Consider the following 20,900-nt stretch of genomic DNA (forward strand, 5'->3'; position numbering starts at 1 on the left):
TCAGCGCCGGTTGGGGCGTCGGACGAGGCGGCGGGTGAGGCCGGTGATCAGGCTGTCGAGTTCCGTGAGCCGGAGCGGGCGGGCGAGGAGGACGAAGACCAGGCCGACCACGGCGGCGCCCGCGGCGCAGGCGGTGAACGCGCCCGCCGGCGCCGCGCGGGCGGCGGCGAGGTGGCCGAGGACGGCGGCCGGTACGGCGGCGGTGAGCAACCGCGTGTGGGCAACGGCGGCGGACCGCCACAGCCCGGAACGTGGCGTCCGGGCGCCGTAGTGGCCGGGCTCGTGCGCGGTCGCGGGTACGGGCGCGAGTCGTCGGCGCAGGACCAGCGCCGTCACCACCCATCCCGCCACCAGGGCGACCGAGTACGCGCCCGCCATCCCGGTCACGGCCCACCGGGCCGGCAGCAGCGCGTACGCGGCCAGCGACAGGCCCGCGTTGAGCCCGGCGATCACCAGGTTGAGAAGGAAGGGGGTGCGGGTGTCGGAGAGCGCGTAGAAGGCACGGGAGAGGACGTACTGCCCGGAGAAAGCGACGAGTCCGGGCGCGAACGCCACCAGGATCCCGGCCATCACCGCGATGTCGCGCGCGTCGGTCCGCCCGTACTGGAACACGGCCGCCATCAGCGGCTGCGCGAGGGCCAGCAGGAGGCACGCGGCCGGCACGACAGCCGCCGCGCTGCTCCGCAGGGCGTACGAGACGTCGCGCCGTACACCGTCCCGGTCACCGTCGGCCGCGGCCCGGCTCATCCGCGGCATCAGGGCGGTGACCAGCGAGACGGTGACGATCCCGTGCGGTACGGCCCAGAGCAGATAGGCGTTGTTGTACGCGCTGAAGCCCGCGCCGCCGTCGATGCCCTCGCCCGCCGCCCGGCCGCCGGCGAGAGTCGCCAGCCGGGTCACCACCCAGTACGCGCCCTGGTTGGTGAGCACGAGCAGTACCAGCCAGCCTGCGGCGCGCAGCGGTCTGGTCAGTCCGCTGCCCCGCCAGTCGAAGCGGGGCCGCCAGCGGAACCGGGCCGCGCGCAGGGCGGGCAGGAGCGCCAGCGCCTGGACGGCGATACCCGCCGTGGTGCCCCAGCCGAGGAGCGCCGTTTCCGTGCCGGTGAGTTCTCCTCCGTCGCCCGTCGCGAGGTAGAGGCCGAACACCGCGATGACGACGACGTTGTTGAGGACGGGCGTCCACATCATCGAGCCGAACCGGCCCCGGGCGCCGAGCACTTGACCGAGCAGGGTGAAGACCCCGAGGAAGAAGATCTGCGGCAGGCAGTAGCGGGCGAACGCGACGGTCATCGTGGCCTGTTCACCGGTGTAGCCGGTGTACGCGTCGACGAGCGCGGGCGCGGCCCACACGGCGCAGGCGGTGATCGCGAGCAGGGCGACGACGCAGACGGTGAGCAGCCGGTCGGTGTACGCGGCGCCGCCGTCCTCGTGCTCCTTGGCCGCGCGGACCAGTTCGGGCACGAACACGGCGTTCAGGGCGCCGCCGAGGAGCAGCATGTAGACGATCGTGGGGACGGAGTTGGCGACGGCGTAACCGTCGGCGGTGAGCCCGACGCCGAGCGCGGCGGCGACCACGGCGGACCGGACGAATCCGGCGGCGCGCGACACCACTGACCCGGCCGCCATGATCACGCCGCTGCGCGCGACGGACGGTTCGCTCGGCGCGGTGGGCGGCGCCGGCTCTCCCGGCCTCGCGACGGACGTGGCGCTCACCGGCGGGCCAGGTATGCCTGGAACGCGCGGTACAGCGCGTGGTTGGTTGTCCCGGCCAACGGTCTCTCCCACTCCCCCAGCGTCTCGACGACCTGTCCCCCGGTGCCGAGTTTCCAGCGCAGCAGCCCGAAGGAACGATCCGCCGGATCGAGAGTGGAGGGTACCCCGCGCATGTCGTACACCTCCGCGCCCGTCGCGTGGGCATCGAGGATCATCCGCCACTGAAGGGCGTTCGAGGGGCGGACCTCCCGCCGGTGATCGGCGGACGCCCCCGTCTGGTACCAGACCCGCCGCCCGACGGTGATCATGGTGTGCGCGGCGAGTATCTCGCCCTCGTGACGGGCGAGATAGAGCTTCATCCGGCCGGGCTCCTCCGCGTTGAGCGCGGCGTACTGACGCTCGTAGTACGCCTGTGAGCGGCCCAGCCGGAAGCCGTCACGCTTCTCGGTGACGCACAACAGGCGGTAGAAGTCGGGGAGTTCGGCGGCGCTGCCCACGACCACCTCCACCCCCGCCTTCCGCGCGCGGCGCACGTTGCGCCGCCACTCCTGGTTGAGCCCCGACCAGAGATCGTCGCTGGTGCGGCCGGCGAGCGGCACCTGGAAGACATGACGGGGCTGCGCGTCCCCGCCGTCCCCCGTGTCGTCGCCGCACCGCTGCCAGCCCCGGGCCCGCAGCCGTTCGGCGACCGCCGTACCGAGCGGGTCGACCTCGCAGTCGAGGACATCGGCGAGGCGCCTGGCGGTTCCGGTCCGCGACTTCAGCGGGCCGGGGTGCCAGCGGCGGTGCGCGGGCGCGGGGCCGATCCGTACGGCGAACGCGCCGGCGCCCTTGAGGTACCGCAGCAGCGGTGTGAGCCAGGCGTCGATGTCCGGATCGGCCCAGTCGGCGACGGGTCCCTCGGGCAGATAGGCGAAGTACCGCCGGGTGCCGGGGAGCTGACGGAGCAACACCAGCGCCACGCCGGTGAGCCCCCCGGCTCCCGGTGCGGCTCCCGGTGCGATTCCATCCGCGGGTCCCTCGGCCGGTCCCCAGCCCAGCAGCAACGGCCGCCAGCCGTCCTTGACCTCGGCCCACGAGGGGCACTGGAGGAATCCGGGACTAAGGGCCGCCCCCGTACGGGAGGCGAGGAACGCGCGGTACGCGTGGGCGGTGACGGGTTCCAGCCGTAGATCCCGGCCGCCTTGGCTCTGGCCGGTCCGGCCGGCCGTCACAAGGAGCGCTGCCACAGTGTGAGCCTCTCTTCCACCCCGACCTGTCCGCGGGGACGCCGAGGATGCTCACAGCGGTCCATGACCGCTTCGCGGGCCGAATGCGACGGGACGACGACCGTTCTCCATCAGTGCCCGTCACATTGCCCGCACGCCTCTCACCTGCGGGTTTCACATGCTTAGAGTCGCGCTGTCCCACTGCCTTCCGACGGAGGTCTCCGTTGCGTCAGCCACTGAACCCACGCCACCGAGCCGTGCGCCTCGCGATCGCTCCGGTCGTACTCGTCTCGCTCGCCGCCTCACTCACCGCCTGTTCGTCCGCCGCCGCGGGCGGTACGCAGGACGCCGGGAACGCCGGGAACGCCGGGGACGGCAAGGCCGGCCGGGCAGGCCGGGCCGCCGAGAGCCCGGCCACCGTCACCGTCACCCCGCGCGGACAGAATGCCGAGGCGGGGCACCCGGTGAAGGTCACCGCCCACGGCGGCACGCTCACATCCGTCACGGTCACCGACGACCGGGGCCGGATCCTCAAGGGGTCGATGGAGCCGAAGAGCATGGTCTGGGTCTCCGACCGCAAGGCGGTGCCCGGCGCCTCGTACACCGTCAAGGCGGCGACCCGGACGAAGGGCGGCACGACGGGGACGGCGGCGGCGGCTGGTTCGTTCGGGACTACTCGACCACCTTCACCATCGGTGCCCGCCAGGTGGTCAAGGTCGATCTGGACCGCCACCGCCTCACCCTCGAACGGGACGGCGGGACCGTACGCGAGATCCCGGTCTCCGGCGGCACCCCGGGCGGGGACAAGCGGTCCTGGCGCGGCACGGCGGTGCTGATGGCCAAGGAGGGCACGATCAACATGAACTCCGAGACGGTGGGCCTCGGTGACGCCTACGACAAGATGGTCGACCAGTCGATGCGGCTGACCTGGTCCGGCATGTACGCGCACGCGGCGCCGTGGAACTCGCGCCACATGGGCGTCGCGAACCGCAGTTCCGGCTGTATCGGGATGAACTCCGCCGACGCCGCCTGGGTGTACCGGCAGGTGCGCGTGGGCGATCCGTTCGAGATCAAGGGCGCCGACACGAAGGGCACGGTCGAGGCGGGCAACGGCTTCGGGGCCTGGAATCTGTCGTGGAAGGAGTGGCGGGAGCGGAGCGCCCTGGACTGAGCGCGCGGGGGCCGGACTTTCCCTGTAGGGGGCAGCGTTCGTTGTTCTCGATGGGCCCTGCCTCCGTTCACTCGGTGTTCTGTTTGATCTCCGAGACTCTGCGGTTGGCACCCCCCGCGCCGGAAGTAGATCGAAAGGCTTCAATCCGTGAAGGACAAGAACTCCGAAGACCCCGGGCGCTCGGCACTCTCGCGGCGTCGGCTCGTCAAGTACGCGGGCGTCGGTGCGACGCTCGCCGCGGCTGCCCCGATCGTGGGCGCCGGCGTCGCTTTCGGCAACGAGGACGATGACGACAACCGCGAGTCCGGCCAGTCCGGTGACTCCGGCAGACGCTCCTGGCGCGCCGGCGACCACCACGTGCACTCGGAGTACAGCGGTTCGTTCGACACGACGAAGAACCCGCCCGTGTTCCAGAAGGGCGGCGACGCCGTCTACCCGATCGTGACCAACGCGATCATGGCGAAGAACTTCGGCCTCAGCTGGGCCATGTGCACGGACCACGGCGGTCCGACGCACTCGAAGGTCAACCTTGAGCAGGCCTACCCCGACCTGCTGCGCTCGCGCGTGCTCGTCCCCGAGGTGCTCCAGTTTTGGGGCATGGAGTTCGACGCCCCGGCGCTCGACCACCACACGCTGATGATCCCGCACCACACCGACGAGGCGCGGCAGCTGTTCGAGCTGGAGTCGCGCTTCGCCAAGTTCGACCCGTTCCCCGCCGACCCGGGCCGTGACACCGAGGCCAAGATGGTGGAGTTCCTGAAGGCTGCGAAGGACATGAGCCGCAAGCCGCTGGTCATCGCCCACCACGCCTCACGCTCCGCGCCCGGCCTCGGCGTCTACGGTCAGGACACCCCCCGCGAGTTCCGCAACGGCAACGATGTCGCCCCCGACATCTACGTCGGCTTCGAGGGCGCTCCCGGCCACCAGGCCGGCCCGCTCAACGGCGGCGACCGCGGCGGCTACGGCAACTACCCGACCCACGGCGGCTTCGACCAGATGACCGCGCGTGTCGGCGGACTGTGGGACGCGCTGCTCGGCGAGGGCCGGCGCTGGTGGATCACCGCGACGTCCGACTCGCACGTGCACTGGACGCGCGGCGGCTCCGACTTCTGGCCGGGCGAGTACAGCAAGACCCACGTGCTGGCGCGGCAGGACTACGCCGACATCATGGACGGTCTGCGCAACGGCCGGATCTGGGTCGGCACCGGCGACCTCATCCGGACCCTGGACGTCACGGCGAGCAACCGGGGCAACGAGGCATCCGTGGGCGAGTCGATCACGATCAGCAACCGGGGCCGTACGGACGTCGAGATCGAGATCAGGTTCCGCCCGCTGGACGGAAAGAACGCCAACGGCGACCGTCCCGAGGTGCGTCGTGTCGACCTGATCACCGGCAAGATCACCGGCAGGAGCGACGACCGCGACTCCGACACCAACCCGACCACCAAGGTCGTGGCGCGGTTCGGCAAGAGCGACTGGCGCAAGCAGGGCGACGAGTACGTCATCAAGCACACCCTGCGCGACGTGGACAGCGACATGTACGCCCGCGTCCGCGGTACGAGCACGGACGAGGCCGAGCCGCTCGCGGACGGTCTGGAGAGCCCGTGGGACGACCTGTGGTTCTACTCGAACCCGGTCTTCGTCAAGGTCCGCTAGGTCCTGTCCCGGGGAAGCGCCTGATTCATCGGTCGCCGGACGGGCGGATCTCAGCCCGTCCGGTGATCGACGTCGGGCGATGTCAGATCCGGCCCCCGCGTCAACCCGTGGAGCCTCAGGGCCAGTTGGATCTCCAGGGAGCGGGCCGGGGAGTTCCAGTCCTGGCCGAGCAGCCGGCCGACCCGTTCGAGCCGCTGCACCACCGTGTTCACGTGGACGTGCAGCGCGGTCTTGGTCCGGGTGAGGCTCGCCCCCTCCGCGAAGTACGCGTCGAGCGTCCCCACCAGGTCGGTGCCGCGCTCGGCGTCGTAGTCGAGTACGGGGCCGAGCGTGGCGCGCACGTAACCGCCGAGGTCCGGCCGGTCGCCCAGCAGGACGCCCACGAAGCCGAGGTCGTCGGTCGCCCCGCCGTGCCCGGTGTGGCCCAGCGCGCGCAGGGCGGAGAGACACCGGCGCGCCTCGGTGTGGGCGGTGGGCAGTTCGGCGGGGCCGGCTGCCGGGCCCGCGGCGCCGACGGTGACCGGGGAGCCGACCGCCTGACCGAGTTCGGCGGCGAGCCTGCGCGCGCCGGGCCCGGGGGTGTCGGTCGGCGCGACCAGCACCACGTGTCCCTGATGGATACCGGCCAGACCCCTGCCGGCCTGCGCGTGTCTGGCGGCCACGGCCAGCAGACGGTGCCGGTCCGCGGTCTCGCTGTCCGCGACGAACACACAGTGCCTGCGGGCCAGATTGACACCCAGCCGCCGTGCCCGCGCCGACAGCGCGCCCGGATCGCCGGAGCGCGAGAGCAGGTCGCCGAGCAGTTCACCGCGTACCCGGTCCTCGGCCTCGGCGACCGAGCGGCGCAGCAGCAGAAGCAGTGCCGTGACGACCCCGGCGCGTTCGAACAGGAGCCGGTCGACGTCCGCGAGGTCCGCGTGCCCGGTGAGGGCGATACTGCCGAGGAGTTCGGGACCCGCCAGGACCGCGCAGACCCACGTGCCGTTCAGGGGGACCGCCCGGCCGCTGGCCCTGGAGGCGGCGACGGCCGGGGCGGGTGGAGCGAGCGACTCGGCGCGGGCGCGGGCGAGTTCGGCGCCGTCCGCGTCGTGGATGAGGATCCCGCCGTCGAGGATGTCGGCGATGGCCCCGGCCACGTCGTCGGCTCCGCCGCCCCGCAGGACGAGGTCGGTGAGCTGGTCGTGAGCCTGCTCGGCGCGGCGCATCTCGCTGCTGTGCGTTCTGATCGTCTCCGAGGCCGAGTTGAGGTCGACCAGCGCGGCCCGGGTCTCCTCCAGCAGCCGCGCGCCGTCGATGGCGATGGCGGCGTGGTCGGCCAGCGAGGAGAGCAGGGCGACCTCCTCGGCGGCGAACTCGCGGGGTGCGCGGTCGGCCGCGTACAGGACCCCGATGATCCGGGCGCCGACCCGTAGCGGCACACCGAGAATCGCGCGCAGACCCTCGTCGAGTACGGCGCTGTCGATGGTGGTGGTGTGGTGGAAGCGGGTGTCGCGCTGGTAGTCGCCGGTGGCGTACGGGCGCGCCGTCTGTGCGACGAGTCCGCCGAGGCCCTCGCCCATCCCGAGCCGCACCTGCTGGAACGCGGCGGCCACCGACCCGTCTGTCACCCGCATGTAGGTGTCACCGGCGGCTTCGTCGTTGAGGGACAGATACGTGACGTCGGTGCCGAGCAGCAGCTTGGCCCGGTGGACGATGGCACGCAGCACCGCGTCCAGGTCCCGGAGCGCGGCCAGGTCGCTCGCGGTGTCGAAGAGCGCGGTGAGCTGGGCCTCGCGGCGCCTGTGCTGGCTGAGGGTCCGCCTGATCCGCAGGGCGACATCGGTCGCTTCGGTGATCGCGGCCAGTTCCCCGCCCCGCACGCCGGCCTCACGGGCGTCGGCGGCGGGACCGGCGAACTCCTCCGTGGGCGCACCCCGCGCCAGCAGATCGAGCAGCCGGCGGAGGGCGGCCACGGAGTGCCGGGTGCCTGGAGCTGTCACGTCGGCGAGCATACGGTGATCACCTCCAGGTGGGCATGGGTGCGGCGTCGCGAGTAGGGCCGCGAGGGCGGGGGAGGTCAGCCGCCGAGCCGGGCCGAGTCCTTGACGCTCTCGGCGCGACTGTCAGCCGGGACCGGTGCGGGGGGCGCGGGGATCGAACCGACCAAACCGTCCCTGGTCAGGTCGCGGCCCCGGGTCTCCTTGGCCACCCACACCGTCACGACGGTGACGAGCGCGGCGGCGCTGAGATAGATGGACACCGGCAGGGACGAGTCGTAGTCCTTGAGCAGTTCGACCGCGATGAGCGGTGCGAGAGCGCCACCGACGATCGAGGCGAGCTGGGAGCCCATCGAGGCGCCGGAGTATCGGACCTTGGTGTCGAACATCTCGGAGATGAAGGCCGCCTGCGGCCCGTACATCGCACCGTGGAACAGCAGGCCCACCGTGACCGCGAGCGCGATGACCGGGAACGACTCGGTGTCCAGCAGGGCGAAGAAGGCGAACGCCCAGCCCACCATGCCGATCGCGCCGATCTGGGTGACCGGACGGCGGCCCAGCCTGTCGGAGAGCGCGCCCCACAACGGGATCGTGACGAAGTGCACCGCCGAGCCGATCAGCACCGCGTTGAGGGCGTCGCTCTTGGGGAGCTCCAGGTGCACGGTGACGTAGACGAGCACGAAGGCCGTGAGGATGTAGTACGAGACGTTCTCGCCGAACCTGGTGCCGATCGCGACCAGTACCTCACGCCAGCTCTTGCGGAACACCTGGACGACGGGGGCCTCTTCCTTGACCGCCGGGACGCCACCCTTGGCAGCGGTCCCGGCCGCCAGTGCCACCTCCTCGGCCGCCTTCCGCTGGGCCTCCAGGAAGACCGGCGACTCCTCGACCGAGATACGGATCCACAGTCCGATCATGACCAGCACCCCGGAGAGCAGGAACGGGACGCGCCAGCCCCAGGCGAGGAACGCCTCGTCCGACTGGATCGCGGCGAGCAGCGCCAGCACACCGGTGGCCAGCAGGTTGCCGCCGGGGGCACCCGCCTGCGGCCAGGAAGCCCAGAAACCGCGCCTCTTGTCGCCGCCGTGCTCGGAGACGATCAGGATCGCACCGCCCCACTCGCCGCCGAGGGCGAAGCCCTGGACGAGCCGCAGCACCGTCAGCAGGATCGGCGCGCCGACTCCGATGGTCGCGTGGGTGGGCAGCAGACCCATGGCGAAGGTGGCGCCGCCCATCAACAGGAGGCTGAGCACCAGGAGTTTCTTGCGGCCGATCTTGTCCCCGTAGTGACCGAAGACGATGCCGCCGAGGGGGCGGGCTGCGAAGCCGACGGCGTAGGTGAGGAAGGCGAGGAGCGTGCCGACGAGGGGGTCGCTGCTGGGGAAGAACAGGGTGTTGAAGACCAGCGCGGCGGCGGAGCCGTAGAGGAAGAAGTCGTACCACTCGATGGTGGTGCCGACGAGGCTGGCCGCGACGATGCGGCCGATGTTGCCCTGGCGGGGTTGTGGGGAGCTGGGGACGCTCATGGTGAAGTCACCGCGTTTCGTTGGGCGGGCAGGGACGGGGGTGCGGGTGGATCGGAGCGAGGGCGGAGCGGGATGAAGCGGATCGGACGGCGGAATCGAGCGGGGGGGGCCGGCGGTGGGGTCGGCGGATGCGGGGAGACAGCCGCCGACCCCGTCAGCCGGCGCCCCAGCCGCCGTCGACGGGGACGGAAGAGCCGGTGATGTAGCCGGTGTTGGGCCCGCAGAGCCAGAGGCAGACCGCGGCCACCTCCTCCGGCTCGATCAGCCGTTTGATCGCGGAACGGTCCAGCAGTACGTCTCTGACGACTTCGTCCGGGGGGATTCCGTGGGCCGCCGCCTGGGCGGCGATCTGCCCTTCCACGAGCGGAGTCCGTACGTAGCCGGGGTTGACGCAGTTGCTGGTCACGCCGTGCGGCGCGCCTTCGAGAGCGGCCACCTTGCTCAGCCCCTCCAGGCCGTGTTTGGCGGCGACGTAGGCGGACTTGAAGGCGCTGGCGCGCAGTCCGTGCATGCTGGAGATGTTGACCACGCGGCCCCAGCCGGCCGCGTACATGTGCGGCAGGCAGTGCCGCATCAGCAGGAACGGGGCCGTGAGCATCACCTTCTGGATCAGCTCGAACCTGTCGGGCGGGAAGTCCTCGATGGCGGCGACATGCTGCAGCCCGGCGTTGTTGACCAGGATGTCCACGTCGGCCGGGAGCCGGTCGATCGCCCCGGCGTCGGCGAGGTCCACGGCGTGGCTGACGCCTCCGTTCGCGGCGGCGACCGACTTGGCCGCGTCGGCGTCGCGGTCGACGATGTGCACCAGCGCCCCGGCTCCGGCGAGCGCCTCGGCGCAGGCCCGTCCGATGCCGCTGCCGCCACCGGTCACCAGCGCGGTGCGACCCTGGAGCCCCCTGCCGTCCGCGCGCGGTGCGGAGGGGTCGGGGCCTGCGTGACTTGGGCTCTTCATGGCCGGAACGGTAGAGACACCTGACCGGACATCCCATGTGACGGTTCACCACAGTGGATACCGATCAGGTGTCGCTGTTCACCACATACGTTACTGAGAGCGCCAGTTGGCCACTCTACGCAATCACGCACTCACCCGCCGAGCGGGCACCGGTTGAGCAGCGCGGCCGGATCCGCCCCCTCGGGCATCGGCAGCGTACGGCTCGAAGGCGGGCGGCGGCCGTCGTCCAGCCAGCGCTCCAGCGCGGTGACGGCGGAACGGTGACACGGTACAAGCGGGCGGAGCCGGTCGGGGAAGGTGTCGAAGAGCGAGTCGACGTGCGTGCCGCCCTCGACCCGGTAGTAGCGGTGCAGTGCGCCCCGGCCCTCACGGCGCACCATCTTCGCGTACGTGTCCGAGGTCTTGGAGATGGGCAGCAGCACGTCGAGCGTGCCGTGGAAGCTGATCAGCGGTTTGCCGATGCGGCCGGTCAGCTCGATCTTCTCGATGGCCCTGCGGACCGCGCCCGGCCGGGCGTCGTAGTCGTAGTCGGCGTCGCAGGCCGGTGTTCCCGGGGCGCAGAAGGGCGTCCCGGCCTCGGTGGCGCCGTCGTACTCCGGGTCCAGTTCCTCGCGGTAGATGCGCTGGGTGAGATCCCAGTAGTACTGGTGGTGGTACGGCCAGAGGAATTCCGAACCGGCCGGGAATCCGGCTTCCACGATCTCCCGGTGTGCCGCGCCGGCGCCCGCGCCACCGGCCGCGTAGGTGGGATAGGCGCGCAGGGTGGGCGGCAGGAAGGTGAGGGGGTTGGGGTCCTGTGTACGCCAGAGAGTGCCCTCCCAGTCGACGCCGCCGTCGTACAGCTCGGGGTGGTTCTCCAACTGCCAGCGCACCAGGTAGCCGCCGTTGGACATGCCCATCGCGAGCGTGCGGGCCACGGGCCGTTGATAGCGCTGGGTGGTCACCTTCCTTGCCGCGAGGGTGAGTTGGGTGACCCGGCTGTTCCATTCGGCGAGGGCGTCGCCGGGCGCGGCGCCGTCGCGGTGGAAGGCGGCGCCGGTGTTGCCCTTGTCGGTGGCGGCGAAGGCGTAGCCCCGGGAGAGCACCCAGTCGCCGAAGGCCCGGTCGTTGGCGTACTGCTTCCGGACCCCGGGCGATCCGGCGATCACAAGGCCGCCGTTCCAGCGGTCGGGCAGCCGGATCACGAACTGGGAGTCGTGGTTCCAGCCGTGGGTGGTGTTGGTGGTGGAGGAGTCGGGGAAGTAGCCGTCGATCTGGATGCCCGGCACGCCGCTCGGGGTGGCGAGATCCTTCGGGGTCAGCCCCGACCAGTCGGTCTCGTCGGTGTGGCCAGAGGCGACGGTGCCGGCGGTTGTCAGCTCGTCCAGGCAGGCGGCCCGCTGGTGTTCCGCGCCGGGTACGTCGATCGCGTCCATCCGGGCGCAGTGGCCGGGCCGCCGGTCGGCGTCCGCAGGGGAGGACGAGAACGCGGGGGCGGAGACCGCGGAGGCCGGGATCGCGGGGGCGGAGACCGCGGAGGCCGGGATCGCGGGGGCGGAGACCGCCGCCATCACGGCCGCCACGGCGACGGAAGCGGCGCGCGGGCGACGGGCGACGGGCCGTACGCGCCGAACTGCCCGGACGGGTCCGGCCGTCGAGGCGGGTGGGACGTTCTGCGGGACAACTGGCATGGGCCATCACTCCGTTGTAAGGACACGACACGCGACACGTACAGGGCGGCGGGACGCTACCCGCCTGTCAGGGACACCGAGCATCGGCGAGGACGTAATAACCCGTCGGGGACTCCTTCAGCGTGCGGATGACGAACGTGTTGTTGAGGCCCATGTTCTGGTTCGAGCCCTTGGCGTACACGTATCCCCCGCCGGTGGTCGCCCGTCCGGACCGCACATGCTCGTAGTTGCTCGACGTCCAGCAGGTCGCCGTCGCCCCGGTGGTACCGGCCGTGACCTGCGCCGAGCGGGCGCCTTCGAGACCGTCGGCGCCATGCGCCGCCACGCTGTACGTGTGCGTGGTCCCGGCGCCCAGACCGCTGTCGGTGTACCGGGCGTCGGCCGGCCGGCCCACTCGCGTACCGCCTCGGTAGACCGCGTAGCCGGTCGCGCCGGCCACCGGCTCCCACTCCAGCGCGATGGAGGAGCCGGTCACGCCCGTGGACCGCAGCCCGGCCGGGGCGGGCAGGCCACCGGGGTCCGGCGCGGACGTGTCGAGTCCGAAGAAGCGGGTGACCCAGTGGCTTGAGCAGATCGAGTCGATGAAGTGGGCGGTGCCGGTCGCCCCGCACTGTTCGGCGCCGGTGCCGGGGTCGACGGGCGTGCCGTGACCGATGTTCGGCACGCGGTTGACCTCGACGGCGACGGTGCCGTCCGGGGCCAGATACTCGTCCCGGCGCGTGCCGTTGGGGCCGATGGTGGAGCCGCGGTCGGGTGTCTGGTCGAGGCCGTGCACCTGGGTCCACTGGTCCCGTAGTTCGTCCGCGTTCCTCGGGACGACGGTGGGATCGTTGTCGCCCTGCCACACGGAGACCCTGGGCCAAGGACCGGCGTAGCCGGGGTGGGCGTTCCGTGCGCGCTGCGCCCAGTCCTGGGGCGTACGGTCGACGCCGGGGCTCATACAGGTGAAGGCCGCGAGGACGTCCGTGGCGCACTCGTAGGGCAGTCCGGCCATCACCGCCCCGGCCTTGAAGACGTCGGGGTACGCGGCGAGCATGACCGCCGTCATGGCACCGCCCGCCGACAGTCCGGTGACATTGACCCGGCCGGCGTCGGCGCCGTAGGACGACACGGCGTGGGCGACCATCTGCCGGATGGACGCGGCCTCGCCCTGGCCGCGCCGGATGTCGGCGGCCTGGAACCAGTTGAAGCACTTGTTGGCGTTGTTGAGGGACGTCGTCTCGGCGAAGACCAGCAGGAAGCCCTGCCGGTCGGCGTAGGTGGTGAGGCCCGAGTTGTCCGCGTAGATCTGGGCGGACTGTGTGCAGCCGTGGAGCGCGACCACGACGGGCGCGTTCGCCGGCAGGGACGAGGGCCGGTGGACGTACATGTTCAGGCCGCCGGGGTTGGCCCCGAAACTCGTCACCCGCTCAAGGGCGACGGCCGCCCGCGCCTCGGGCGCGGGCGGGAGCAGCGCGATTCCGGTGGCCAGGGCGAGGGCGGCGGCGACGCGCCCGAGGACGCGACGCAGGCGTCCGCGCCGTCGTACGTGGGTGGGTGTCGGCTGATCCGTACGGGACGGCGATACGTGGGACAACGTGACCTCCGGCGACAGGGCCCGGCCGCGTCCCTCAGGAAGGACGGTGGCCGGAGTGGGGTGCGGTCACAGTAGGAGCGCGCGGTCCGTCACGGAATGTGGCGCCGCTCCACAACCCGGCTGCCACAGGGGGGCCACCAACTGTTGCGGGGAGCGCGGCACAGTGCTAGGCCGTGTCTGACAAATCCCGCCCGGCGCGCGACGGCCGGCACGGCACCTGGTCCTCAACCACCCACCGCTCAGGCGGTGTTCAGGCACCGTCTGTGACAGATGGGGTACGGCTCTGCCACGAGATCGTCAACCGGACGAGGCCACCCGCACGTTGCTGCCTAGGATCGCCCAAGACGCATGTCAGCGGATGGATCGTATGGGGGACTCGTGGTCGTGACAGGCCGGGTGGCGCGCCTTGGCTGTGCCGTCGGGGTGTGCGTCGCACTCGCCGGTTGCACCTCGGACGGAGGCGACGAACCGCGGGAATCGGCGTCGGCGAAGAAGAACGGCGCCTCGGCGACCACATCCCCTTCCCCGACTTCTCCGACCGAGGTCGTCGACATCTCCCCCGCCCGGCTCCCGAACACGCGGACGCAGGCGGCCGTCCTGATCCGGGACCTCCTCCCGGGCCCCACCGACTTCGGCCCCGGCGCCGTACGCCGGAGCCCGTACGAGAGCGACCCCCGGCGCTGGCCGGTCCTGGGCGAGGACTGCGTCTGGGAGCAGCGGGCGCTCCCGAAGGACGTCCTCGCCACGCTGACGCGCTCCTACGAGGTACCGGCGAGCGGTGGCAAGGGCCCGCTCCGGCTGAGCGCCGTCGTCACGGTGCACCGCACTCCCGAGCAGGCCGACTGGGAGAACGCCGAGGTCCTTGAGGAAATGATGCGCTGCCCCGAACAGATGCCGCGCTCCGACGAGTTGATCACGGACCTGAGGAACGTCCCCGCCTCCTTCGGCGAGTCCGGGAACGAGTTCGCCGAGGACTCCCTCACCGAGCTCGGCACTTACACGAGTACCGAGAAGGGAACGGGTGGCACCAACCCGTACATCTGGGAGCAGACCCGGATCGGCCAGTTCACCCTCGCCGTCTCCGCCAAGGGCGCCAACGGCTGGTCCCAGGCCGACCTGTTCGACCGGCTGAGGGATCCGCACGTCGGCATGCGCTCACGCCTCAGGGCCGCGATCGAGCGGAACCCGTCGGAGCCGGGTGCCGACTCGAAGGGTGACGCCAAGGGCGATACGAGGGGCAACCGCCGATGACCGAGAAGCTCACCCCCAACGACCCGGCGCGCATCGGGGGTCACCGGCTGCTCGCCCGGCTGGGCGCAGGCGGCATGGGCGTCGTCTATCTCGGCCGCGCCGAGTCGGGTGAGCTGGCCGCCGTCAAGGTCATCCTCCCCCAGTACGCCGACCAGCCCGAGTTCCGCGCCCGCTTCCGGCGTGAGGTCACCGCCGCCCGGCGCGTGGTCAGCCCCTGGGCCGTGTCCGTCACCGGCGCCGACCCGGACGCGTCCGCGCCCTGGCTCGCCACCGCGTTCGTTCCCGGCCCCTCGCTCGCCGAGGCCGTCGCGGCCTGCGGCCCGCTGCCGTCGCGCGGTGTTCGTATCCTCGGCCGGATGCTGGCCCGCGCCCTGACCACGGTGCACGAGGCCGGGCTTGTGCACCGTGACGTCAAACCCGGCAATGTGCTGCTCACCGTCGACGGCCCCCGCCTCATCGACTTCGGCATCGCCCACGCCACCGAGGAGACCGCGCTCACCTCTGCCGACATGGTCATCGGCACCCCCGGCTTCCTCGCTCCGGAACAGGCGCGTGCCCGGCCCGCCTCGCCCGCCGGCGATGTCTTCGCCCTCGGCTGTCTCCTGGCCTACGCGGTCACCGGTCGCCCGCCCTTCGGGACCGGCGCCGTGGACGCCCTCCTCTACCGCACGGTGCACGACGAACCCGATCTTGACGGCGTCCCCGACGACACGCGCGGCCTCCTGGAGCGCTGCCTCGCCAAGGACCCGGACGACCGGCCCACCGCCCGCGAGGTGGACGAGACGCTGGTCGAGGAGACACGCGAGGACTCCGTCGACTGGCTGCCCGACGCGGTGGTACGGCTCATCGCGGACCGTTCCGCCGCGATGCTCGCCCTCCCGGACATCGGGGCGACGGCCCTCGACGCCGGGGCGGAGGGACAGCCCGACGGCGCACAGCCGGCGGACGTTCCCGCTGACGCGGTGCCGGCGCCACGAGCCACCGGCCGCCGCCGTTTCCTGCTGCTCGGTGGCGCGGCCCTGCTGGCCGCCGGTGGCGGCGGCGCCCTCTGGGCCGCTCAGCGCGACGACGACACGGCACCGGCCGCCGCCCCGCCCCGCGAGCGCCGTTGGGTCCTGGGTGTCCAGGCCGACCTGACGGGCCCTCAGAAAGCTGTCGGACAGGGCCAGGAACGCGGGATACGGCTGGCCGTGGAGGAGTTCAACTCCCGCAAGGACAAGCCCTTCACCCTCACCCTCAAGTCGGTCGACGACCAGGGTGACGCGACCCGCGCGGCCGAGGTGGCGCGTACTCTCGCCGCGGACCGCGATCTGCTCGCTGTCATCGGTTCGACAGGGGACGCGACCACCGGGGCGAGCCTCGGGGGCTACGACGAACGGCAGGTCCCCCAGCTCACGGCCTCCTCCGCGCAGAGCCAGTACGGCACCTCCGACCCACGCCACTTCCTCCAGGCCGTCCCCTCCTACACGCATCTGCCCGCGACGGCCGCCTTCTCCCTCCGGACGCAGGGCGCCCGGCGCGTGGGCGTACTGATCGACCGCGGCGGCGGCATGCCGGCCTGGCAGCTCGGCAACACGATGTTCCAGAACCTCGGCGTCCTCAAGATCGCCGGCGAGCCGCGCGTCGCACCACGGCTGGCCGAGGACCTCACGCCGGTGGTCGCCGAAATGGTCGCGAGAAAGCCCGACGCCTTCGTCTTCACCGGCACCCCCACCCGCGCCGCCGCCGTCGCACGCGCTCTCGCGGCGACGGACTTCGACGGCCCGCGCGTGCTCGGCTATCCGGCGGCGGACAAGGAGTTCCTGACCGCCGCGGGCGCGGCCGCCGACGGCTGGCAGATCTTCGCGCCGTACATAGACCCGTCGGCCTCCCCCGTCCGCGCCTTCGCCACCGCCTACCGGAAGCGCTACGGCTCCGCGCCTCCGTACTGGGCGGCCGAGGCGTACGACGTCGCCCGCATGGTCATCGCCCGACTCACCGAGGCCGGCGGCCGGCCTTCGCAGAAGGAGCTGTTCGACCTGCTGATGAAGGACAGGTACAAGGGCGTCGTCCGGACGTACGCCTTCGACAAGAAGTACCGCTGGCTGGAGAGTTACGAGATCTTCCGGTACGAGGTGAAGGGCGGCCGGTACTCCTACGCGGGCAAGGTCGGCGTCTGATGCGCCCCCTGGCGGCCGAGGACCCCGAGTCCATCGGCGGGCACCGGCTGCTCGCCCGGCTCGGCTCGGGCGGCATGGGCGTCGTCCACCTCGCCCGTACGGGGGGCGGGGCGCTCGTCGCGCTCAAGACGATCCACGCCCAGCACGCGGCGGACCCCGCCTTCCGCACCCGGTTCCGGCGCGAGGTGGCGGCGGTCCGCGCTCTGACCGGGCGCTGGCTCGTGCCGGTCGTGGCAGCCGACACGGAGGCCCGGGAGCCGTGGCTGGCCACGGAGTTCGTACCCGGACCCTCGCTGGTCGAGGCCGTCGACGGCTTCGGCGTGCTGCCCGTCGCCGCCGTGCGGACCCTGGGATCCCGGCTGGCCGAGGCGCTGACCGCCGTACACGACGCGGGACTTGTGCACCGCGACGTGAAACCGGGCAACGTACTCCTCGCCCTCGACGGCCCCCGCCTCATCGATTTCGGTATCGCCTATGCCGGGGGCGCCACCGCGCTCACCGCACCCGACGCGGTTGTCGGAACGCCCGGCTTCCTCGCGCCGGAGCAGGCACAGGCCCGCGCGGGGGAGGTCGGACCGGCGAGCGATGTCTTCTCGCTGGGCTGCGTGCTGGCGTACGCGGCCTCCGGCCGGCGCCCCTTCGGCGGCGGGAACGCGGCGGGGGTCCTCTTCCGTACGGTGCACGAGGAGCCCGACCTGACGGAGGTGCCCGGCGAACTACAGGCACTGATCCGGGCGTGCCTGGCGAAGGACCCGGCCGGGCGGCCGACGGTCAGGGAGGTCGCGGCCACGCTCGACGACCCACGGGTCTCGCTCGCACGGGACATCGCCGAAGGCCCGGACGTGGGCCGGCTGCCGGCCGCGCTGCTGCGCGTGGTCGCCGAACGCTCCGCGCGGGCGCTGGACGTGCCCACCCCCCGGCGCGAGCCACGGCCGGAGACGGACGACGACGCCCCGACCGCCGCTCCCTCGGCGTCCTCGGGTCCACGGGACGCCCGCCCGCCGACCCGGCGGCGTGTTCTGCTGATGGGGGGCGCGGCGGCTTCCGCGGTCGCCGTCGGCGGCGGAGTCACCGCGTATCTGAGGGCTGGGCGAGGGGGCGCCGGCGGGGGCTCGGGCGGCGGCCTTCCCGTACACACCCTCGGCTTCCAGGCCGACCTGAGCGGCACGGAGAAGGCGGACGGCGTGGCGCAGGAGCGCGCGGCGCGGCTCGCCGTGGAACAGCACAACGAACGCCCGGGGATCACCTTCCGCCTCGCCCTCAACACCCTTGACGACGGGGGCGGTCCGGCCCGTGCCGAGGAGGTGGCCCGGCGTTTTACCGAGGCCGGGGTGAGCGCGGTCCTCGGCCTCGGCACGGCTGACGCGGCGCTCGCCGCCGCGCCGGTCTACCAGGAGGCGCGCACGCCGATGGTGCTGATCTCCGCGGACGGCGCCGAACTCACCGGGTCCGAACTGAACTTGACCACGCTGCGCGTCACCCGGGGCCCCGAATCGTCCCTGGCCCTGCCACTGGCGTCGTATCTGGCCTCTCTGCCGAAGGTCGCCCGCACCGCCCTCATCGACGACAAGACTGCGGGCCGAACCGGCTTGGACCTCATCAATGGGCTCGCGCTGTCGCCGCCCGGCGAGGGCGAGACAAGCGTCCACCCCGTCGCCGCCGGCAGCGACGACTTCGCTGCCGCCGTGGGCAAGGCCCTCGCAGCGAAGGCTCAGGCCGTCGTCTTCAGCGGCACACAGCCCGAGCGCGCCGCACGCTGCGCCCGCGCACTCGCCGAGGCGCGCTTCACCGGACCGTGCCTGGGCATCTGGCCCAGCATGAGCCCGGTCTTCCTCCAGCAGGCCGGAGGCGCGGGCAGGGGCTGGGTGTTCGCCACCCCCTTCACCGACCCGGGCAGCGTGTCCGGCACCCTCAGTAATCTGGGCGGGACGGCCGACATCGAACCGGGCGCCGTGGCCCAGCGTCTGTTCGACGCCGGGTACGGCGCGTACAAGGGGATCGCCAAGACTCTCAACTTCTCCACGGACGGCACGAACGCCCTGGTGCCGGCGGTGCCCATGTACTTCCTGTTCCAGGCGGACGACCAGAGCTTCCGCTTTCTGGACCGGTAGGACGTGGTCGAGTAAGTGTGCGGTCTTTTATGGCGTTTCGTCGGCCGACGCCATTGGTACGTATGCCTGGTGCGGGGCGGTGCTGTGCGAGATCGAGGCGGTCTACGTCATGTGCGGATCCTCAGGTACGGCGGACGAGTCCGCGAACTCCCTCTCCCCCTACGGCCGGCCGGTGTTCACGGCCGACTTCTCGTCGGAGGACCAATGGGTGGCAGGCCGCTCCTGGGCCTATCCCGGCGGCGGCCCGACCAACCCGGACGACGACAAACTCGACTACCTCACCCCGGACCCCGCGTACAGCCGAAGCGGTGTCTTCCGCGCCACGCGCAGGCCCCAAGGCACCTGGTACACCGGGCTGTTGACCACCGAGGGCAGCGTGGACGACTTCATGGTCCGCACGGGCGACATCCTCGAAGCCCGCGTCCGCCTCCCCCACGAGCTGGGGGCCTGGCCGGCGATCTGGACCTGGCTGGACGGCGGCAACGAGATCGACGTGTTCGAGTACCACCCGGACAACCCGGATCTCCTGGAGCTGTCGAACCATGTGAACGGCGGCGGGCGCTACTACCGCGACCGGTCGATCCACCCGGGCGCCTGGGTGGACTTCGAGGTCCGCCTCGGCGCCCGCTCGGTCGACTGGCACATCAACGGCACCCGCGCCTTCGCCGACGGCAAGGGCGTGGGCCGGGACTGGCGGGCCCACCTGATCGTGAACCTCTCGGTCTGCGCGGGCCGTTACCACCCCCGCCCGGAACCGGCCACGAGGGAGATGTCCTACGAGGTGGCCGAACTCCTCGTGTACCGCCCCTGATTCAGGTCAGTCGCCGAAGAGGCCGCCGAGAAGTCCGCCGAGCGGGTCGTCGTCGTCCGGTGGGGGTTCGCTCGACTCGCCGGACGGTGTCGGTGTGCCGGTACCCGCACCGGCGCTGCTCGTGCCGGCGCTGGGTGACTGCGGGGTCGTGGTCTCCGGGGCGCTCGGGCTGCCCGACGTCGCGGACGGCGATACGGCGCCGCTCTCCGTGGGGAGCGGTTCGGGTGAGCCACTGCCACCGGACCGCGCCCCGGCCGAGGGCTCCGCGGCTTCCCCGCTCCGCGGGGTCTCGCCCGGCTCCGGTTCACCGCTCTGCCCCTGCCCGGCCTCCGGCGCCCCCGAAACCGAATCCGCGGGAGCGGGCGAGGTGTTCGCCGGATCCCGGTCGTCGCTCTCGGTGACCCCGGGTATGGAGAGCCAGGGCGGCGGCGAGCCGCCGCCGATCACCGCGCCCCCGAGCACGACGGCACAACAGACACCCGCGCCGGCCAGAACCCACCCGATCCGCCGACGGCGCTTCGGGGGAGAGTGGGGCGTGTCGTCGTACGGCAGCGACGCGTCGTACCCGAGGGCCGGACCCGACTCCGGGGGTCTGGCGGGCGCGGCGGAGGAATCGGCCGCCGCCGCTACGGACGGACCGGGCTCCGCCGACAGCGCGGGCAGGGCCTCGATCTCAACCGTCGCGGCCACGGAAGGTCCCGGCTCCGCCGGACTCGGTGACTCGCCGGCGTCTTCGCCCCCGGAACCACCCGCCACGGACCTCTCCGCGGTCTCGGGCTTCTCCAACTCGCCCTCGCCCGCCGCCCGTTCGTCATCTGCCGCGGCACGTGCCGCGTCAGGCGCCGGGTTGCCGGGCGCCCGCGACTCCGTCGGCGCCTCCGAAGCCCTGCCGCGCTCCGACGCCTCCGCCGCCATCCCGGCGACCACCCGCTCCAGCCGGCCGAGCCGGTCGCTCAGGTCCGACTGGTCGTCGCGGGGGGCCTCCTCCCGCTCGGCATCGCCGTCTGCTCGGTGCTCTTCCACAACCGCCCCGCTCAGTGCTTCCCAGTCGTACGACGGACATCCAGCATCGCCGATGAGACTAGTACTACCGCACCAACGGCCACCTCCCCGAGTAGAC

At 72.2% G+C, this 20,900-nt stretch carries 13 protein-coding genes and 1 pseudogene; 6 read left to right on the plus strand and 8 right to left on the minus strand.

Annotation, left to right across the window (positions count from 1 at the left end; translation table 11 throughout):
* Positions 1–1,626, minus strand: coding sequence for a murein biosynthesis integral membrane protein MurJ (gene murJ / locus ACIBBB_RS07720; protein WP_398980071.1), 1,626 nt, complete (start codon positions 1,624–1,626; stop codon positions 1–3).
* A gap of 83 nt (positions 1,627–1,709) precedes the next feature.
* Positions 1,710–2,942: a lipid II:glycine glycyltransferase FemX gene (locus ACIBBB_RS07725; RefSeq protein WP_398979812.1), complete on the minus strand. Its 1,233-nt coding sequence runs from the start codon at positions 2,940–2,942 to the stop codon at positions 1,710–1,712.
* A 215-nt stretch (positions 2,943–3,157) separates the two neighbouring features.
* Here ACIBBB_RS07725 and ACIBBB_RS07730 point away from each other — a divergent pair.
* Both ACIBBB_RS07730 and ACIBBB_RS07735 read left to right on the plus strand, forming a co-directional pair.
* Positions 3,158–4,092: pseudogene (locus ACIBBB_RS07730) on the plus strand (L,D-transpeptidase family protein).
* Positions 4,093–4,239: 147 nt separating this feature from the next.
* Complete coding sequence (locus tag ACIBBB_RS07735; RefSeq protein WP_398979815.1) at positions 4,240–5,748, plus strand: phosphoesterase; 1,509 nt, start codon at positions 4,240–4,242, stop codon at positions 5,746–5,748.
* 50 nt (positions 5,749–5,798) lie between these two features.
* Here ACIBBB_RS07735 and ACIBBB_RS07740 read toward each other — a convergent pair whose 3' ends face one another.
* The 5 genes from ACIBBB_RS07740 to ACIBBB_RS07760 form a co-directional block, all read right to left on the minus strand.
* Positions 5,799–7,739 (minus strand): helix-turn-helix domain-containing protein, encoded by a 1,941-nt coding sequence (locus ACIBBB_RS07740; RefSeq protein WP_398979817.1) that lies wholly within the window; start codon positions 7,737–7,739, stop codon positions 5,799–5,801.
* A 65-nt stretch (positions 7,740–7,804) separates the two neighbouring features.
* The gene (locus ACIBBB_RS07745) at positions 7,805–9,250 is read right to left on the minus strand and encodes an MFS transporter (protein WP_398979819.1); all 1,446 of its coding nucleotides are present in this window, start codon (positions 9,248–9,250) and stop codon (positions 7,805–7,807) included.
* 154 nt (positions 9,251–9,404) lie between these two features.
* Complete coding sequence (locus ACIBBB_RS07750) at positions 9,405–10,202, minus strand: 3-hydroxybutyrate dehydrogenase (RefSeq protein ID WP_398979820.1); 798 nt, start codon at positions 10,200–10,202, stop codon at positions 9,405–9,407.
* Positions 10,203–10,333: 131 nt separating this feature from the next.
* Complete coding sequence (locus ACIBBB_RS07755) at positions 10,334–11,872, minus strand: 3-hydroxybutyrate oligomer hydrolase family protein (RefSeq protein WP_398979822.1); 1,539 nt, start codon at positions 11,870–11,872, stop codon at positions 10,334–10,336.
* A gap of 67 nt (positions 11,873–11,939) precedes the next feature.
* Positions 11,940–13,448 carry a PHB depolymerase family esterase gene (locus tag ACIBBB_RS07760; RefSeq protein WP_398979824.1) on the minus strand — a complete coding sequence of 503 codons (1,509 nt, stop codon included), beginning with the start codon at positions 13,446–13,448 and terminating at the stop codon, positions 11,940–11,942.
* Positions 13,449–13,832: 384 nt separating this feature from the next.
* Here ACIBBB_RS07760 and ACIBBB_RS07765 point away from each other — a divergent pair, with 384 nt between their 5' ends.
* The 4 genes from ACIBBB_RS07765 (at position 13,833) to ACIBBB_RS07780 (ending at position 19,780) form a co-directional block, all read left to right on the plus strand.
* Positions 13,833–14,699 (plus strand): hypothetical protein, encoded by an 867-nt coding sequence (locus ACIBBB_RS07765; RefSeq protein ID WP_398979826.1) that lies wholly within the window; start codon positions 13,833–13,835, stop codon positions 14,697–14,699.
* The gene (locus tag ACIBBB_RS07770) at positions 14,696–16,858 is read left to right on the plus strand and encodes a bifunctional serine/threonine-protein kinase/ABC transporter substrate-binding protein (protein ID WP_398979828.1); all 2,163 of its coding nucleotides are present in this window, start codon (positions 14,696–14,698) and stop codon (positions 16,856–16,858) included. The genes ACIBBB_RS07765 and ACIBBB_RS07770 overlap by 4 nt, the downstream gene beginning before the upstream one ends.
* Positions 16,858–18,969 carry a bifunctional serine/threonine-protein kinase/ABC transporter substrate-binding protein gene (locus ACIBBB_RS07775; RefSeq protein WP_398979830.1) on the plus strand — a complete coding sequence of 704 codons (2,112 nt, stop codon included), beginning with the start codon at positions 16,858–16,860 and terminating at the stop codon, positions 18,967–18,969. Before ACIBBB_RS07770 ends, ACIBBB_RS07775 begins: the two co-directional genes overlap by 1 nt.
* Positions 18,970–19,048: 79 nt before the next feature.
* Positions 19,049–19,780, plus strand: a complete 732-nt coding sequence (locus ACIBBB_RS07780) for a beta-glucanase (RefSeq protein WP_398979832.1) — start codon at positions 19,049–19,051, stop codon at positions 19,778–19,780.
* A 6-nt stretch (positions 19,781–19,786) separates the two neighbouring features.
* On the opposite strand, the gene ACIBBB_RS07785 is transcribed toward ACIBBB_RS07780, so the two are convergent.
* Positions 19,787–20,803, minus strand: coding sequence for a hypothetical protein (locus tag ACIBBB_RS07785; RefSeq protein ID WP_398979834.1), 1,017 nt, complete (start codon positions 20,801–20,803; stop codon positions 19,787–19,789).
* Positions 20,804–20,900: the final 97 nt, after the last annotated feature.

The organism is Streptomyces sp. NPDC051217 (assembly GCF_044455465.1).
GTDB lineage: Bacteria > Actinomycetota > Actinomycetes > Streptomycetales > Streptomycetaceae > Streptomyces.

What these genes read in the sequence shown, in the direction of transcription:
- murJ (WP_398980071.1), bottom strand. Translation starts at nt 1,626, where the DNA reads ATGGCGGCCGGGTCAGTGGTGTCGCGCGCCGCCGGATTCGTCCGGTCC.
- ACIBBB_RS07740 (WP_398979817.1), bottom strand. Translation starts at nt 7,739, where the DNA reads ATGCTCGCCGACGTGACAGCTCCAGGCACCCGGCACTCCGTGGCCGCC.
- ACIBBB_RS07745 (WP_398979819.1), bottom strand. Translation starts at nt 9,250, where the DNA reads ATGAGCGTCCCCAGCTCCCCACAACCCCGCCAGGGCAACATCGGCCGC.
- ACIBBB_RS07750 (WP_398979820.1), bottom strand. Translation starts at nt 10,202, where the DNA reads ATGAAGAGCCCAAGTCACGCAGGCCCCGACCCCTCCGCACCGCGCGCG.
- ACIBBB_RS07755 (WP_398979822.1), bottom strand. Translation starts at nt 11,872, where the DNA reads ATGCCAGTTGTCCCGCAGAACGTCCCACCCGCCTCGACGGCCGGACCC.
- ACIBBB_RS07770 (WP_398979828.1), top strand. Translation starts at nt 14,696, where the DNA reads ATGACCGAGAAGCTCACCCCCAACGACCCGGCGCGCATCGGGGGTCAC.
- ACIBBB_RS07775 (WP_398979830.1), top strand. Translation starts at nt 16,858, where the DNA reads ATGCGCCCCCTGGCGGCCGAGGACCCCGAGTCCATCGGCGGGCACCGG.